Origin of the sequence: Mycobacterium sp. TY814, assembly GCF_030755175.1 — a bacterium.
Classification (GTDB): Bacteria; Actinomycetota; Actinomycetes; order Mycobacteriales; family Mycobacteriaceae; genus Mycobacterium.
On the sequence record NZ_JAUFRY010000004.1, the window covers coordinates 1 to 18,379 of the forward strand.

The 18,379-nt window shown below is 74.5% G+C and carries 6 protein-coding genes; 4 read left to right on the top strand and 2 right to left on the bottom strand.

Annotated elements, in window-relative coordinates; genetic code table 11:
- Positions 1-12,733: hypothetical protein (locus QXH22_RS25215; RefSeq protein ID WP_306277381.1), on the top strand; the 12,733-nt coding region annotated here is incomplete at its 5' end.
- A gap of 19 nt (positions 12,734-12,752) precedes the next feature.
- Here QXH22_RS25215 and QXH22_RS25220 read toward each other — a convergent pair.
- Complete coding sequence (locus QXH22_RS25220; protein WP_306247441.1) at positions 12,753-14,393, bottom strand: acyl-CoA synthetase; 1,641 nt, start codon at positions 14,391-14,393, stop codon at positions 12,753-12,755.
- Positions 14,394-14,457: 64 nt separating this feature from the next.
- Between QXH22_RS25220 and QXH22_RS25225 the strand changes: the two genes are divergently transcribed.
- Positions 14,458-15,267: a crotonase/enoyl-CoA hydratase family protein gene (locus tag QXH22_RS25225; protein WP_055582018.1), complete on the top strand. Its 810-nt coding sequence runs from the start codon at positions 14,458-14,460 to the stop codon at positions 15,265-15,267.
- Between the two features lie 257 nt (positions 15,268-15,524).
- On the top strand, positions 15,525-16,391 hold the full coding sequence (locus QXH22_RS25230) for a hypothetical protein (protein WP_306247440.1): 867 nt from the start codon (positions 15,525-15,527) through the stop codon (positions 16,389-16,391).
- Here the strand turns inward: QXH22_RS25230 and QXH22_RS25235 are convergent.
- Positions 16,363-17,583, bottom strand: coding sequence for a cytochrome P450 (locus QXH22_RS25235; protein ID WP_306247438.1), 1,221 nt, complete (start codon positions 17,581-17,583; stop codon positions 16,363-16,365). The genes QXH22_RS25230 and QXH22_RS25235 overlap by 29 nt on opposite strands.
- 45 nt (positions 17,584-17,628) lie before the next feature.
- Here QXH22_RS25235 and QXH22_RS25240 point away from each other — a divergent pair, with 45 nt between their 5' ends.
- Positions 17,629-18,339, top strand: coding sequence for an acetoacetate decarboxylase family protein (locus QXH22_RS25240; RefSeq protein WP_306247437.1), 711 nt, complete (start codon positions 17,629-17,631; stop codon positions 18,337-18,339).
- Positions 18,340-18,379: the final 40 nt, after the last annotated feature.

The window sequence follows — 18,379 nt, forward strand, 5'->3', positions numbered from 1 at the left end:
TGTCGGCGGCACCGGCGGCAAAGGCGGACAAGGCAGCACCGGCACCAGCGGCGGCGGGACCGGCGGCCAAGGCGCGGCCGGTGGTGACGGCGGCCACGGCGGCGCCGGCGGCGCAGCCGGCGCCACCAACGGCGGCACCGCCGGAACCCAAGGCGCCGGCGGTCAAGGCGGCATAGGCGGCACCGGCGGCCAGGGCGGCCACGGCGGGACCGGCACCGATAACAGCACCAACCCCGGCATCGCGGGTGGCGCGGGCGGCACCGGCGGTACCGGTGGCACCGGCGGAGCAGCAGGCCTCGGCGGATCAGGGTCCAGCACCGGCGCCTCCGGCACCGCCGGCGACGGCGGCACCGGCGGGGTCGGCGGCACCGGCGGCAAAGGCGGACAAGGCAGCACCGGCACCGCCGGCGGCGGGATCGGTGGCCAAGGCGCGGCCGGTGGTGACGGCGGCCAGGGCGGTGCCGGCGGCGCAGCCGGATCCGGCGGCGGCGGCCAGCAGGGCGCGGGCGGTCAGGGCGGCATCGGTGGTGTCGGAGGCGTCGGAGGCGTTGGCGGTGCCGGCACCGACAACAGCACCAACCCGGGTGTGGCTGGCGGCGCGGGCGGCATCGGCGGTATCGGCGGCACCGGCGGCGCAGCCGGCCTCGGCGGGTCCGGGTCCAGCACCGGCGCCTCCGGCACGGCCGGTGACGGCGGGGTCGGCGGCATCGGCGGCACTGGCGGCGCTGGTGGACAAGGCAGCACCGGCACCGCAGGTGGCGGGACCGGTGGCCAGGGCGCGGCCGGTGGAGACGGCGGCCAGGGCGGCGCCGGTGGCGCAGCCGGAGCGACCAACGGCGGCACCGCTGGCACCCAAGGCGTGGGCGGTCAGGGCGGCATCGGCGGAATCGGCGGCGTCGGAGGCGTTGGCGGTTCCGGCAGCGACAACAGCACCAACCCGGGTGTTGCCGGTGGCGCGGGCGGCGTAGGCGGTGTCGGCGGCACCGGCGGCGCGGCAGGCCTGGGCGGCTCGGGCTCGAGCACGGGCGCCTCGGGCACGGCCGGCGACGGAGGTGTTGGTGGTGTCGGCGGGACCGGCGGCGCTGGTGGACAAGGCAGCACCGGCACCGCGGGTGGCGGATCCGGCGGTAAAGGGGCGGCTGGCGGTGACGGCGGCCAGGGCGGCGCCGGCGGCGCAGCCGGAACGGGCGGCGGCGGCCAGCAGGGCGCGGGTGGCCAGGGCGGCATCGGCGGAGTCGGTGGGACCGGTGGCGACGGCGGTGTTGGCACCGACAACAGCACCAACCCGGGTGTGGCCGGCGGCGCGGGCGGCGTAGGCGGCGTCGGCGGCACCGGCGGCGCGGCAGGCCTCGGCGGATCCGGCTCCAGCACCGGCGCATCGGGCACGGCCGGTGACGGCGGGGTTGGCGGGGTTGGCGGCACCGGCGGCAAGGGCGGGGCCGGGGTTACCGGTACCGCGGGTGGCGGAACCGGCGGTCAGGGCGCGGCCGGTGGAGACGGCGGCCAGGGCGGTGCCGGCGGTGCAGCCGGAGCCACCAACGGCGGCACCGCCGGCACCCAAGGCGTGGGCGGTCAGGGCGGCATCGGCGGCGTCGGCGGCGTCGGAGGCGTTGGCGGTGCCGGCAGCGACAACAGCACCAACCCCGGCATTGCGGGTGGCGCGGGGGGCATCGGCGGTATCGGCGGCACCGGCGGCGCAGCCGGCCTCGGCGGATCCGGGTCCAGCACCGGCGCCTCCGGCACAGCCGGCGACGGCGGGGTTGGCGGCATCGGCGGCACCGGCGGCAAGGGCGGGGCCGGAAGCACCGGGACCAGCGGCGGCGGGACCGGTGGCCAAGGCGCAGCCGGCGGTGACGGCGGCCAAGGCGGCGCCGGCGGCGCAGCCGGAGCGACCAACGGCGGCACCGCCGGCACCCAAGGCGCCGGTGGCCAAGGCGGCATCGGCGGAGTCGGCGGCCAAGGCGGCCACGGCGGTTCCGGCGCCGACAACAGCACCAACCCCGGCATCGCCGGGGGCGCGGGCGGCACCGGCGGTATCGGCGGCACCGGCGGAGCAGCCGGCCTCGGCGGATCCGGCTCCAGCACCGGCGCCTCCGGCACAGCCGGCGACGGCGGCGTCGGTGGTGTCGGCGGCACCGGCGGCAAGGGCGGACAAGGCAGCACCGGCACCGCAGATGGCGGAACCGGCGGCCAGGGCGCGGCCGGTGGAGACGGCGGCCAGGGCGGTGCCGGCGGTGCAGCCGGAGCCACCAACGGCGGCAACGCCGGCACCCAAGGCGCGGGCGGTCAGGGCGGCATCGGCGGCGTCGGCGGCGTCGGAGGCGTTGGCGGTGCCGGCAGCGACAACAGCACCAACCCGGGTGTGGCTGGCGGCGCGGGCGGCATCGGCGGTATCGGCGGCACCGGCGGCGCAGCCGGCCTCGGCGGATCCGGGTCCAGCACCGGCGCCTCCGGCACAGCCGGCGACGGCGGCACCGGCGGTGTCGGCGGCACCGGCGGCAAAGGCGGACAAGGCAGCACCGGCACCAGCGGCGGCGGGACCGGCGGCCAAGGCGCGGCCGGTGGCGACGGCGGCCAAGGCGGCGCCGGCGGCGCAGCCGGAGCCACCAACGGCGGCACCGCCGGCACCCAAGGCGCCGGTGGCCAAGGCGGCATCGGCGGAGTCGGCGGCCAAGGCGGCCAAGGCGGGACCGGCACCGACAACAGCACCAACCCCGGCATTGCGGGTGGCGCAGGCGGCACCGGCGGCATCGGCGGCACGGGCGGAGCAGCAGGCCTGGGCGGATCCGGCTCCAGCACCGGCGCATCCGGAACAGCCGGCGACGGCGGCACCGGCGGTGTCGGCGGCACCGGCGGCAAAGGCGGACAAGGCAGCACCGGCACCAGCGGCGGCGGGACCGGCGGCCAAGGCGCGGCCGGTGGCGACGGCGGCCAAGGCGGCGCCGGCGGCGCAGCCGGAGCCACCAACGGCGGCACCGCCGGCACCCAAGGCGCCGGCGGCCAAGGCGGCATCGGCGGCGTCGGCGGCCAAGGCGGCCACGGCGGGACCGGCACCGACAACAGCACCAACCCCGGCATCGCCGGTGGCGCAGGCGGCACCGGCGGCATCGGCGGAACCGGCGGCGCCGCAGGCCTCGGCGGGTCCGGGTCCAGCACCGGCGCATCCGGCACGGCCGGTGACGGCGGCACCGGTGGTGTCGGCGGGACCGGCGGCAAGGGCGGCGCCGGGACCGCAGGGAGCAGCGGCGGCGGGACCGGCGGCCAAGGCGCGGCCGGCGGTGACGGCGGTCAGGGCGGTGCCGGCGGCGCAGCGGGCGCCACCAACGGCGGCACCGCCGGAACCCAAGGCGCTGGCGGTCAAGGCGGCATAGGCGGCGTCGGCGGCCAAGGCGGCACAGGCGGCACCGGCATTAACAACACCACCAACCCCGGCATCCCCGGCGGTGACGGCGGTGCGGGCGGCGTTGGCGGAACGGGCGGCGCGGCAGGAAAGGGCGGCGCTGGCTCGAGCACCGGCGCGGCCGGCACCTCCGGCAGCGGCGGCGTAGGTGGCACCGGCGGCACCGGCGGCCAAGGCGGGCAAGGCAGCACCGGCACCGCAGGTGGCGGCACCGGCGGGCAAGGCGCGGCCGGTGGAGACGGCGGCCAAGGCGGAGCCGGCGGCGCAGCCGGAGCCACCAACGGCGGCACCGCCGGAACCCAGGGCGCAGGCGGTCAAGGCGGCATAGGCGGCATCGGCGGCCAAGGCGGCACGGGCGGCACCGGCGTCGACAACAGCACCAACCCCGGCATTGCGGGTGGCGCAGGGGGCACCGGCGGGATCGGCGGAACCGGCGGCGGTGCCGGCAAGGGCGGCACTGGCTCGACCACCGGTACGGCCGGCACCGCGGGTAATGGCGGAGTCGGTGGCACCGGTGGCACCGGCGGCAAGGGCGGGCAAGGCAGCGCCGGCACCAGCGGTGGCGGCATCGGCGGCCAGGGCGCGGCCGGTGGTGACGGCGGCCAAGGCGGCGCCGGCGGCGCAGCTGGAGCCACGAAGGGCGGTACCGCTGGTCTCCAGGGCGCCGGCGGCAAGGGCGGCACCGGCGGGATCGGCGGCCAAGGCGGCATTGGCGGTACCGGAACCGACAACAGCACCAACGCCGGGGTCGCCGGCGGTGCAGGTGGCACCGGCGGCACAGGTGGAACCGGCGGCGCAGCCGGCCTCGGCGGCACCGGCTCCACCATCGGTACGGCCGGCACTGCCGGCAACGGTGGCGCGGGCGGCGTCGGCGGAACTGGCGGCAAGGGCGGCGCCGGAGCCACTGGGACCACAGGCGGCGGCGCCGGCGGCCAGGGCGCGGCCGGCGGCGACGGCGGCCAAGGCGGAGCCGGCGGCGCAGCCGGCGCCACCAACGGCGGCACCGCCGGAAACCAAGGCGCCGGCGGCAAGGGCGGCATCGGCGGCGTCGGCGGCCAGGGCGGCACCGGCGGAATCGGCACCGACAACAGCACCAACCCCGGCGTCGCCGGCGGAGCTGGTGGAACTGGCGGTATCGGGGGCACCGGCGGCGCAGCCGGCAAGGGCGGCACCGGCTCCACCATCGGTACGGCCGGCACCGCCGGCGACGGCGGCGTCGGAGGCACCGGAGGTACCGGCGGACAGGGCGGACAAGGCAGCACCGGCGCTAGCGGTGGCGGCATCGGCGGCCAGGGCGCGGCCGGCGGCGACGGCGGCCAAGGCGGCGCGGGCGGCGCGGCGGGAGCCACCAACGGCGGCACCGCCGGAAACCAGGGCGCCGGTGGCAAGGGCGGCATCGGCGGAATCGGCGGCCAGGGCGGCATCGGCGGTATCGGGACCGACAACAGCGCCAACCCCGGCATCGCCGGCGGAGCCGGTGGAACCGGGGGCACCGGCGGCACCGGCGGCGCAGCCGGCAAGGGCGGCACCGGCTCCACCATCGGTACGGCCGGCACCGCCGGCAGCGGCGGCGTAGGCGGTACCGGCGGCACCGGCGGACAGGGCGGACAAGGCAGCACCGGCATCAGCGGTGGTGGCACCGGCGGCCAGGGCGCGGCCGGCGGCGACGGCGGCCAAGGCGGCGCGGGCGGCGCGGCGGGAGCCACCAACGGCGGCACCGCCGGAAACCAGGGCGCCGGTGGCAAGGGCGGCATCGGCGGAATCGGCGGCCAGGGCGGCATCGGCGGTATCGGGACCGACAACAGCGCCAACCCCGGCATCGCCGGTGGCGCGGGCGGTACCGGCGGCATCGGCGGCACCGGCGGCGCAGCCGGCAAGGGCGGCACCGGATCCGTCATCGGCGCGTCCGGCACCTCCGGCAGCGGCGGCGTAGGCGGGACCGGCGGTACCGGCGGCAAGGGCGGACAAGGCAGCACCGGCGCTAGCGGTGGCGGCATCGGCGGCCAGGGCGCGGCCGGCGGCGACGGCGGAGATGGCGGTGCCGGCGGCGCAGCCGGCGCCACCAACGGCGGCACCGCCGGAAACCAGGGCGCCGGCGGCAAGGGCGGCATCGGCGGAATCGGCGGCCAGGGCGGCACCGGCGGAATCGGCACCGACAACAGCACCAACCCCGGCATAGCCGGAGGCGCGGGCGGCACCGGCGGCAGTGGCGGCACCGGCGGCGCAGCCGGCAAGGGCGGCAGCGGCTCGACGACAGGAGCCGCCGGCACAGCCGGCGACGGCGGCGTCGGAGGCACCGGCGGTACCGGCGGCAAGGGCGGACAAGGCAGCATCGGCACCAGTGGTGGCGGCAACGGCGGCCAGGGAGCAGCCGGTGGTGACGGCGGCCAGGGCGGTGCGGGCGGCGCTGCCGGAGCCACCAAGGGTGGCACGGCCGGAAACCAGGGCGCCGGTGGCAAGGGCGGCATCGGCGGCGTCGGCGGCCAAGGCGGCGCTGGCGGTATCGGCACCGACAACAGCACCAACCCGGGCATCGCCGGTGGCGCCGGAGGCACCGGCGGCATCGGTGGCACGGGCGGGGCGGCCGGCCTGGGTGGTGCCGGATCAAGCACCGGCGCGGCCGGCACCGCCGGCAACGGCGGCGTAGGTGGCACCGGAGGAACGGGCGGCAAGGGCGGACAAGGCAGCACCGGCACCAGTGGTGGCGGCATCGGCGGCCAGGGCGCGGCCGGTGGTGACGGCGGACAGGGCGGTGCGGGCGGCGCAGCCGGCGCCACCAACGGCGGCACCGCCGGAAACCAGGGCGCCGGTGGCAAGGGCGGCATCGGCGGCGTCGGCGGCCAAGGCGGCGCCGGCGGTACCGGCGTCGACAACAGCGCCAACCCCGGCATCGCGGGTGGTGCCGGAGGCACCGGCGGCAGTGGCGGCACCGGAGGCGCAGCGGGCAAGGGCGGCGCGGGTTCGACCACCGGCGCGGCCGGCACCGCCGGCAACGGCGGCGTAGGTGGCACCGGTGGCACCGGCGGCAAAGGCGGACAAGGCAGCACCGGTACCAGCGGCGGTGGCATCGGAGCGCAAGGCGCTGCGGGTGGTGACGGCGGACAGGGCGGTACCGGCGGCGCCGCCGGGACAACCAACGGCGGCACCGCCGGAACCCAAGGCGCCGGCGGCCAGGGCGGCATCGGCGGCACGGGTGGAACGGGCGGCCAGGGCGGCGTCGGCACCGACAACAGCGCCAACCCCGGCATCGCGGGTGGCGCCGGCGGCACCGGCGGCAGTGGCGGCACCGGAGGCGCAGCGGGCAAGGGCGGCGCGGGTTCGACCACCGGCGCGGCCGGCACCGCCGGCAACGGCGGCGTAGGTGGCACCGGTGGCACCGGCGGCAAGGGCGGACAAGGCAGCACCGGTACCAGCGGCGGTGGCATCGGAGCGCAAGGCGCGGCTGGCGGTGACGGCGGACAGGGCGGTACCGGCGGCCTAGCCGGGACAACCAACGGCGGCACCGCCGGAACCCAAGGCGCCGGCGGACAGGGCGGCATCGGCGGAATCGGCGGCCAAGGAGGAACGGGCGGTACCGGCGTCGACAACAGCGCCAACCCCGGCATCGCCGGTGGCGCCGGCGGCACCGGCGGCAGTGGCGGCACCGGAGGCGCAGCGGGCAAGGGCGGCTCGGGTTCAACCACCGGCGCGGCCGGCACCGCCGGCAACGGCGGCGTGGGTGGCACCGGCGGCACCGGCGGTAAGGGCGGTGCCGGTAGCGCCGGCGCGATTGGCGGCGGCGCCGGCGGCCAAGGCGCGGCTGGCGGTGACGGCGGACAGGGCGGTACCGGCGGCCTAGCCGGGACAACCAACGGCGGCACCGCCGGAACCCAAGGCGCCGGCGGTCAGGGCGGCGTCGGCGGCCAAGGCGGCGTTGGCGGCCAAGGCGGGTTCGGCACCGACAACAGCACCAACCCCGGCATCGCGGGTGGCGCCGGGGGCACCGGCGGCAGTGGTGGCACCGGCGGCGCGGCCGGCAAGGGCGGTAGCGGTTCGACGACGGGTGCCGCCGGCACGGCCGGCAACGGCGGCACCGGTGGCACTGGCGGCATCGGCGGCATGGGTGGACAAGGCAGCACCGGCGCGATCGGTGGCAGCACCGGCGGCCAGGGAGCCGCCGGCGGCGACGGCGGACAAGGCGGTGCCGGCGGCGCAGCCGGAGCCACCAACGGCGGCACCGCCGGAACCCAAGGCGCCGGCGGACAGGGCGGCGTCGGCGGCAAGGGCGGACAGGGCGGCACCGGCGGCATCGGCACCGACAACAGCACCAACCCCGGCACCGCCGGCGGTGCCGGGGGCACCGGCGGCAGCGGCGGCACCGGCGGCGCGGCCGGCAAGGGCGGCAGCGGTTCGACGTCAGGAGCCGCAGGCACGGCCGGCAACGGCGGCACCGGCGGCACCGGAGGCACCGGCGGCATGGGTGGACAAGGCAGCGCCGGCGCGATCGGTGGCGGCACCGGCGGCCAGGGCGCCGCCGGAGGCGACGGCGGACAGGGCGGTGCCGGTGGCGCCGCGGGTAAAGCGAACGGCGGCACGGCTGGCGTCCAGGGCGCCGGCGGACAGGGTGGCTTCGGCGGCAAGGGTGGCCAGGGCGGCACCGGCGGCATCGGCACCGACAACAGCACCAACCCCGGCATCGCCGGCGGCGCCGGGGGCACCGGCGGCACCGGCGGCACCGGCGGCGCAGCCGGACTCGGTGGGACCGGCTCGACCACGGGCGCGGCCGGCAGCGCCGGCAACGGCGGCACCGGTGGCACCGGCGGCACCGGCGGCATGGGCGGACAAGGCAGCGCCGGCGCGATCGGTGGCGGCACCGGCGGCCAGGGCGCGGCCGGCGGCGACGGCGGACAAGGCGGCGCCGGTGGCGCCGCGGGCAACGCCAACGGCGGCTACAACGGCGTCCAGGGCGCCGGCGGACAGGGTGGCTTCGGCGGCAAGGGCGGCCAGGGCGGCACCGGCGGGTTCGGCACCGACAACAGCGTCAACCCCGGGGTTGTCGGTGGCGCCGGCGGCACCGGCGGCGTCGGTGGCACGGGAGGCGCGGCAGGCAAGGGCGGCGCCGGCTCGACGGCAGGAGCCGCGGGCACGGCCGGTAACGGCGGCACCGGTGGCACCGGCGGCACCGGCGGCATGGGCGGACAAGGCAATGCCGGCGCGATCGGTGGCGGCACCGGCGGCCAGGGTGCCGCCGGCGGCGACGGCGGACAAGGCGGCGCCGGTGGCGCCGCGGGCAACGCCAACGGCGGCTTCAACGGCGTCCAGGGCGCCGGCGGACAAGGTGGCCTCGGCGGCAAGGGCGGCCAGGGCGGCACCGGCGGGTTCGGCACCGACAACAGCGTCAACCCCGGGGTTGTCGGTGGCGCCGGCGGCACCGGCGGCGTCGGTGGCACGGGAGGCGCGGCAGGCAAGGGCGGCGCCGGCTCGACGGCAGGAGCCGCGGGCACGGCCGGTAACGGCGGCACCGGTGGCACCGGCGGCACCGGCGGCATGGGCGGACAAGGCAATGCCGGCGCGATCGGTGGCGGCACCGGCGGCCAGGGCGCGGCCGGCGGCGACGGCGGACACGGCGGCGCCGGTGGCGCCGCGGGCAACGCCAACGGCGGCTTCAACGGCGTCCAGGGCGCCGGCGGACAAGGTGGCCTCGGCGGCAAGGGCGGCCAGGGCGGCACCGGCGGCATCGGCACCAACAACAGCTCCAACCCCGGCATCGTCGGTGGCGCAGGCGGCACCGGCGGCGTCGGCGGCACCGGAGGCGCGGCCGGCAAGGGCGGCGCCGGCTCGACAGCAGGAGCCGCCGGCACGGCCGGTAACGGCGGCACCGGCGGCACCGGCGGCACCGGCGGCGCGGGCGGACAAGGCAATGCCGGCGCGATCGGTGGCGGCACCGGCGGCCAGGGCGCGGCCGGCGGCGACGGCGGACAGGGCGGTGCCGGTGGCGCCGCGGGCAACGCCAACGGCGGCTTCAACGGCGTCCAGGGCGCCGGCGGACAGGGTGGCTTCGGCGGCACCGGCGGCCAGGGCGGCACCGGCGGCAACGGCTCCGACAGCATCAACCCGAGCACAGCCGGTCAAGCCGGCGGCCAGGGCGGCACCGGAGGCGACGGCGGCGCAGCCGGCAAGGGCGGCACCGGCTCCACCACGGGTGCCGCAGGCTCCGCCGGCAACGGCGGCACCGGCGGCCTGGGCGGCAACGGCGGCAAGGGGGCCGACAACACCACCGCCGCATCCGCCGGCCAGCAAGGCGCCCAGGGCGGCACCGGAGGCGACGGCGGCCAAGGGGGCGCTGGCGGGGCCGCCGGCAAGGCGAACGGCGGCTTCAACGGTGCCCAAGGCGCCGGCGGCCAGGGCGGCGTCGGAGGCACCGGCGGCAAGGGTGGCACCGGAGGCAACGGCACCGCCAGCACCAACCCGAGCACAGCCGCTCAAGCCGGCGGCCAGGGTGGCACCGGAGGCAGCGGCGGCGCAGCCGGCAAGGGCGGCACCGGCTCCACCGCGGGTGCCGCAGGCACCGCCGGCAACGGCGGCACCGGCGGCCTGGGCGGCAACGGCGGCAAGGGGGCCGACAACACCGCCATCGCTTCCACCGGCCAGCAAGGCGCCCAGGGCGGCGCCGGAGGCGACGGCGGCCAGGGAGGCACCGGAGGCACAGCCGGAGCCACCAACGGCGGCACCGCCGGAACTCAAGGCGCCGGCGGCCAGGGCGGCGTCGGCGGCACCGGCGGTAAGGGTGGCACCGGCGGCAACGGCACGGACAACAGCGCCAACGTGGGCATCGCCGGCGGCACCGGCGGAAAGGGCGGCACAGGAGGCACTGGTGGCGCCGCCGGACAGGCCGGTGTCGGCTCTACGGCAGGCACCGCCGGTACCGCGGGCAACGGCGGCGCGGGCGGCCTGGGCGGCAACGGCGGAAACGGCGGCAACGGGACCACAGGAAGCAGCGGCGGCGGTGTCGGCGGGCCCGGTGCCGCCGGCGGCGACGGCGGCCAGGGCGGTTCCGGAGGCTCAGCCGGCGCCACCAACGGCGGCACCGCCGGCATCCAAGGTGCCGGGGGCCAGGGCGGCAACGGCGGCAACGGCGGAACGGGCGGAACGGGCGGCCAAGGTGCCACCGACACCGGCAGCGGTGCAGGCACCGGCGGCACCGGCGGCCTGGGCGGCAACGGCGGCAAGGCCGGCGCGGCGGGAACCGGCTCTACGCCGGGCACCCAGGGCAACGGCGGCAACGGCGGCAAGGGTGGCGACGGCGGCCAGGGTGGCACGGGCGCGGCGGGGCCCAACGCCGCCACCGCCGGCAATGGCACCGGCGGTGGCACCGGGGGCACGGGTGGCCAAGGTGGTAACGCCGGCACCGGCCTTACCAACGGTGTCAACGGCAGCGGTGGCAACGGCGGCGTAGGCGGAACCGGCGGACAGGGCGGTGTCAGCACCACAGCCGGCGGTAGCGGCGGCAATGGCGGCCAGGGCGGCAAGGGGGGCACCGCAGGGATCGCCGGCACCGGCGGCACGGGTGGCACCGCCGGCAACGCCGGCAACGGTGGCACCGGCGGCAATGGCGGTGCCGGCACAGCAGGGACGTCCGGGGCGGCCGGCAGCGGGGCTGCGGGTACCAACGGCGGCCAGGGTGGCGCCGGCGGCCAGGGTGGCAGCGGCGGCAATCCGATCGGCACCGGCGGCGCCGGCATCGGCGGCAACGGCGGTCAGGGTGGCGCCGGCGGGGCAGGCGGCAATGGCGGTAGCGGTGGGTCGGGCGCATCGGCCATCGCCGGCGGGAATGCCGGCAACGGTGGTGCGGGCGGCGCCGGTGGCGCTTCTGGCGGCGGCGGGACGGGTGCCAACAGGGGCAGCGGCGGTACCGGCGGCGCCGGCGGAGCGGGTGGCACCGGCGGCGACGGCGGAATCGTGACTGCCTCGGGTGCGACCGGCAAAGCGGGTGGAAACGGTGGTGCGGGCGGTGCCGGTGGGCAGGGTGGGGCCGGACTCACCAGCACCGGCATCAACGGCAGCGGCGGTGTAGGCGGCAACGGTGGCAACGGCGGTGCCGGCAGCAGCGGCGCCACTAACACCGGCACCGGCACCGGCGGCGCAGGCGCCAATGGCGGCACCGGAGGCAACGCCGGTAACGGCGGCAATGTCGGTGGTGGGGGAACCGGCGGGGACGGCGGTCAAGGCGGCAGCGGCGGGACCGGTGGCACCGCCGGCAACGGCGGCAACGGCGGCAACGCGACAACCCCCGGAGCTACCGGCGGCACCGGTGGAAATGGCGGCCAAGGCGGAAACGGCGGCAACGCCGGCAACGGCGGCAACGGCAGCGCGACCGGTAAGGGCGGAAATGCCGGTATAGCCGGTAACGCCGGCATCAACGGCAACGGCGGCAACGGCGGCAACGGCGGCAACGCAACGGGAGCGAACAACGGCGGCAAGGGCGGCACCGGCGGCAACGGCGGCAACAGCGGGGCCACAGACCAGATCGGCGGCAACGGCGGCAACGGCGGATCCGGCGGAACGCCTGGCAACGCCAGCGCAGGCGGAGCCGGCTCCGTCGGCGGTCAGGGCGGCAAGGGCGGCGCCGGCGGTACAGCGGTGAACGGTACCGGAGGCGCCGGCGGCACCGGCGGAATCGGCGGGGACGGCGGCAACGGCGGCACCGGCGGCACCGGCGGCCTCAGCCTCACGGCCACAACGCCCGGCGCGAACGGCGGAGCAGGCGGCGCCGGCGCCAATGCCGGGGCCGGCGGACAGGGCGGCGACGGCGGCGCCTCGAGCAAAGGCATCGGCGGTACCGGCGGCATCGGCGGCGCGGGCGGCAGCAACCTCGGCGGCGCGAACGGCGGCAACGGCGGCACCGGCGGTGGCAGCGGAGTCGCCGGCGGCATCGCCGGCAACGGCGGCGACGGCGGCGCCAACGGGGTAGGCGGAACGGGCGGCAACGGCGGCAAGGGCGGAACGGGCGCCACCAAAGCGGGTGCCGGCGGCGCCGGTGGGGCCGGCGGCCAAACCGGCGGCGGCAGCGGCTCAAGCACCGCCACGATCGGCAACGGCGGTGCCGGCGGAACCGCACCCGTGGGCGGCACCGGCGGTACCGGCGGTAAAGGCAGCACTGGCGGCGCCGGTGGAATGGGTGGCACCGGCGGTATCAGCGGCAGCGGCAACACCGGCAAGTCCGGCACCGGCGGCGCCAGCGGTTCGGCAGGCGGAAATGGTGCGGCGCCGAGTGGCAACACCGGCGGCAAGGGCGGAACGGGCGGCCTGGCCGGTCTCAGTGGCGGCGCCGGCGGGGCCGGCGGCGCGCCCTAACCGCGAAAAACGTTATGCGTCAGGCAGTCGCGTGCGCGGCGTGCACATCGTCGGCCGGCCGTGCCTCAGTCTGCTCCTTGGCCCACCGATAGTCGGGCTTGCCGGCCGGTGACCGTTTCACCTCGTCTACGAACCAAAGACTGCGCGGCACTTTGTATCCCGCGATCTCGGAGCGAACGAAGCTGTCCAGCTCGGCCAGCGACGGGCGCGCCCCTTCCCGGGCCTGCACCACTGCCGCGACGTGCTGGCCGTAGCGCGGGTCCGGCACCCCCACCACCAGTGCGTCGAACACGTCGGGGTGACCCTTCAACGCAGCCTCGACCTCTTCAGGGTAGATCTTCTCGCCGCCGCTGTTGATCGACACCGACCCACGGCCCAGCATCGTTACGGTGCCGTCCTCTTCGACCAACGCGTAGTCGCCCGGAATCGCATAGCGCACACCGTTGATGGTCTTGAACGTCTCGGCAGTCTTCTTCTCGTCCTTGTAGTAACCGACGGGGATGTTGCCTTTCTTCGCAATGAACCCGCGCACACCCGAACCCGGCTTCACCTCGTTGCCTTCGTCGTCGAGCACGACGGTGCGGTGATCGATGGTGACCCGCGGGCCACCGCTGTGCGGCGCGTCCTTGGCGACGATGCTGGTGCCACCGAACCCGGTCTCCGACGAGCCGATCGAGTCGGTGATGACGCGATTGGGCAGCAGCTCAAGGAGTTTCTCCTTGATGCTCGGCGAGAACAGCGCCGCAGTGCTGGCCAGCAGGAACAGCGACGACAAGTCGTAGTCGTTGTTCTTCTCCAGCGCATCCAGTAGCGGCCGCGCCATCGCGTCACCGGTGAAGAACAGCAGGTTCACCTTGTGCTTGTGAATCGTGCGCCATACCTCGTCGGCGTTGAATTCCGGTGCCAGCACCGTGGTTTGGCCTCCGAAGATCGACATCCAGGTGGCCGATTGGGTGGCCCCATGGATCATCGGTGGAATCGGGTACCGAACCATGGGCGGATTCGCCGCGGCGGCCTTGGCGAGGTCGTACTCGTCCTTGACGAATTCCCCAGTGGCGAAATCGGTTCCGCCGAGTAGCACGCGGTAGATGTCTTCGTGGCGCCACATCACGCCTTTCGGGAAGCCGGTGGTGCCGCCCGTGTAGAGGAGGTAGATGGCGTCGGCGGTGCGCTCGCCGAAGTCGCGCTCGGGCGAACTGTCAGCGATCGCGGAGTAGAACTCGACGCCCCCGTAGCGCTGGTAGTCCAGATCGCTGCCGTCCTCGACCACCAGCACCGTCTTGACGTTCGGGGTGTCCGGCAGCACGTTGGCGACCCGGTCGGAGTACTGGCGCTCGTGCACCAGCGCCACCATGTCGGAATTGTCGAAGAGATAGCGCAGTTCGCCCTCGACATAGCGGAAGTTGACGTTGACCAGGATGGCCCCCGCCTTGATGATGCCCAGCATCGCGATCACGATCTCGATGCGGTTGCGGCAGTAGAGGCCGACCTTGTCGCCCTCGCGCACACCTTGGTCGATCAGGTAATGCCCGAGGCGGTTGGCCTTCTCTTCCAGTTGGGCGTAGGTCAACTGCTCGTCACCACAGATGAGAGCAACACGATCCGGCACAGCGTCTATGGCGTGCTCGGCAAGGTCAGCAATATTCAGAGCCACGGCCACCAAATTAGAACGTGTTACATTTCTTGACAAGCTCACACCCCATGTCGAAGAAGAGGCGGTAGCCGTGGCGGAGCAGCCAGCAAACGAATCCGGGCCGGACGCGCTGGTCGAGCAGCGCGGTCACACCCTCATCGTGACGATGAACCGGCCGCACCGCCGCAACGCTCTGAGCACTGAAATGATGCAGATCATGGTGGAGGCGTGGGACCGCGTGGACAACGATCCCGACATCCGCTGCTGCATCCTGACCGGTGCCGGTGGCTACTTTTGTGCGGGCATGGACCTCAAGACCGCAACGCAGAAGCCGCCGGGTGACTCCTTCAAGGACGGCAGCTACGACCCGTCACGCATCGACGCCCTGCTCAAAGGTCGCCGGCTCACCAAGCCGTTGATTGCGGCGGTGGAGGGACCGGCGATCGCCGGCGGCACCGAGATTCTGCAAGGCACCGATATCCGGGTGGCCGGCGAGAGCGCCAAGTTCGGCATCTCCGAGGCCAAATGGAGCCTGTACCCGATGGGCGGTTCGGCCGTCCGGTTGGTCCGGCAGATCCCCTACACCGTCGCATGCGACCTACTGCTGACCGGACGGCACATCACCGCTACCGAGGCCCTCGAGATGGGCTTGATCGGGCACGTCGTCCCCGACGGTCAGGCCTTGACCAAGGCGCTCGAACTCGCCGAAATCATCGAGAACAACGGCCCTCTCGCTGTGCAGGCGATCCTGCGGACCATCCGCGAGACCGAAGGTATGCACGAGAACGAGGCGTTCAAGATCGATACTCAGATCGGCATCCAGGTCTTCCTGTCCGACGACGCGAAGGAAGGGCCGCGGGCGTTCGCCGAGAAACGCAAGCCCGAGTTCAAAAACCGCTGACCCATTTTCGCGCCGGGCGTGGCCCCTCGCGCGCTCAGCGTCGCACCCTCGCGCCTCGCGCCCCGCGCCTCGCGCCCAGCGCCCCCTCGCCCCCAGCGCCCCCTCCTCGCGCCCGCGCCCCCTCGCGCCCCGCGCCCCCTCGCGCCCCGACTCCCCCTCCTCGCCGAGCGTGAACATACTGCGAAAATTACGTGCATTTTTCGCAGCCAGTTCACGTTCGGCGGGGCTGTCGGACCCTTACGACAGAGTGCGGAGCCGTGACGGGACCATTCATCGGCAGCGAAGCCATCGCAAAGGGCATTCTGACGCCATACCAGCTGCGCAGCCGCTACCAAGCAATCCATCCGGACGTCTATATCGCAAAAGGCACCGAACTGACCGCGATACAGCGCGCCTACGCCGCTTGGCTGTGGTCGAAAGGGCGCGGGATCGTGGCCGGACAGTCCGCGGCCGCGTTACACAAAGCCAAATGGGTCGATCACCGGAAGCCTGCGGAGCTCCAGTACGAGAATCGGCACCCCCCGAAAGACATTGTGATTTGGTCGGACCGGGTTGCGCCGGAGGAAACGCAGGTGGTCGCGGGCGTACTTGCGACCACCCCCACTCGCACGGCCTTCGATCTCGCCTGCCACTATCCACTCAACAAAGCGGTCGCGGCGATCGACGCACTCGCACGTGTCACGAAGCTCCAAACCGCTGACGTAGAGCCTCTTCTCGCGCACTACCGAGGCCACCGCAACATCCGCCGAGCCCGAAAAGCCCTGGCCCTCGTCGACCCGGGCGCACAGTCCCCGAAAGAGACCTGGCTGCGGCTGCTGGTCATCCAGGCCGGCTATCCGCGCCCGCAGACGCAGATCCCAATCTACGGCCGATACCAAGAACTCGTCGGCATTGTCGACATGGGCTGGGAGACAATAAGAGTCGCGCTCGAATACGAGGGCGAGCATCATCGGAGGCCAGGGCAGTTCGCCAAAGACATCGCGCGCTACGAAACGATGACGACCGATCTTGACTGGATCGTCCTCAGAGTCACCAGCCAGGACACCGCGGGAGGCATTCTGGGCCGGCTTGCCGTCGCGTGGTCGACCCGCGCGTCTACCCCAACACCGGCGCGCTCGGCGTGAACACCACCGGCATCGACTCCAGGCCGGACACGAAGTTCGCCGGCCGCAACGGCAACGCGGACTCGTCGGCCAAGCGCAGATCAGGCAACCGCTGCAACACCCGCGACGTCATCAACGACAACTCCAGACGGGCCAGCTGGTTACCCATGCAGAAGTGGGTGCCGAAGCCAAAAGCCAAGTGGCTGTTCGGATTACGACGGATATCGAACTTCTCCGGCTGATCGAAGACCGACTCGTCGAAGTTCGCTGCCTCGAACAAGAGCATGATCTTCTCCCCCGCCCTCAACGAGGTGCCGTGAAAGTCCGTGTCTGCGGTCAAAGTCCGGCACATGTTCTTCACCGGCGACGTCCAACGCAGCATCTCCTCGATGGCACCCGGCAGCAACGAAGGGTCGGCCACCAGATCCGCGAACTGATCCTGATGCCGCACCAGCTGCTCGGTCCCGCCACTCAACGTATGCCGGGTGGTTTCGTCCCCGCCGATCAGGATCAGCAAGGTCTCCATGACGATCTCTTCGTCCGACATCCGCTGACCCTCGACCTCGGCATTGATCAGGATCGAATAGAGGTCGTCGGTGGGCTCCGCACGGCGCTTGCCGATCAGGTCCATGGTGAAGGCCGTATAGCCGGCGAATGCCTCCATGACCGTCTGGAACTCCGCCGAGGTCGGGTCGATGTGCGACGACAGCCCGCACACCAGATCATCCGACCATTTGAGCAACATGCCCCGCTCTGAAGGCAGCACGCCGAGCATGTCGCCGATCACCGCCATCGGCAACGGCGCGGCGATGTCGCGGACGAAGTCGCACTCCCCCCGCTCACACACCGAGTCGATCAGGGTGTCGCACAGCTCCGCGATCGACGCCTCTTTGTCCTTGACCCGCTTGCGGGTGAAGCCCGCGTTGACGAGCTTGCGACGCACCAGGTGCGCTGGGTCGTCCATGTCGATCATGTAGGGCATACCCGGCTGGTCGGGACGGATGCCCCCGGTGCTGGAGAACAGCTCCGGGTTGCGCTCGGCGTCAAGGATCGCCTGATACGTTGTCGCACCTGCCAATCCGTTGCGGTCCCGGAACACCGGCTGGTTGGCCCGCATCCAGCGGTACGCCTCCCGCGCCGCAACCCCGTCGGCATAGAAGTTGCCGTCCGCCAGATCGATGTTCAAGATCGTGTCCGGAATCGTTGACGTCATCTACAGCCTCCAGTTTTCTGCCTCGAGGCCATTACAGTAAGCCCCATGCCTGTCTCGCAACACACCATCGCCGGAACGGTTCTCACCATGCCGGTCGTCATTCGCAAAGCCGATCAGCATTCCGCGATGTTCTCCGTCGACGCCGACGCAGCCCAGCGCCTCATCGACTACAGCGGCCTCGAAGTCTTCCAATACCTGCCCGGCCGGGCCATTCTGCTGCAACTGCTGGTCCGCTACATCGACGGCGATCTCGGCAAATACCACGAGTACGGCACCGCGTTCATGGTCAACAGGCCAGGCACCCACGACAAAGGCATCCGCGCCATGGCCGGCGCGGCCACCTTCATCCACCAACTGCCGGTCGACCAGGAGTTCACCCTCGAGGCCGGCCGCACCATCTGGGGATACCCAAAGATCATGGCGGACTTCAACGTTCGGGAGGGACGCAAGTTCGAGTTCGACGTCAGCGCCGACGGTCAGTTGATAGCTGGCATCGAGTTCAGCCGCGGACTGCCGCATCCGGCGCCCAAACCCCAGACATTGACGACCTACTCCTGCCTGGACGGCGTGACCCGCGAGACCACCTCGACCATGCAGACCACGGGTGTGCGGACCCGGCTCGGTGGTGCCAGGATCCGTCTCGGCGAGCACCCCTACGCCAAGGAACTGGCGACGCTGGGACTGCCCAAGCGGGCGCTGATGACGCAGTCGGTCACCAACGTGGAGATGTCGTTCGGCGACGCACGCGCCGTCTGACACCATCTCCATCCGGCCAATCTAGAACGTGTTCTAGCGA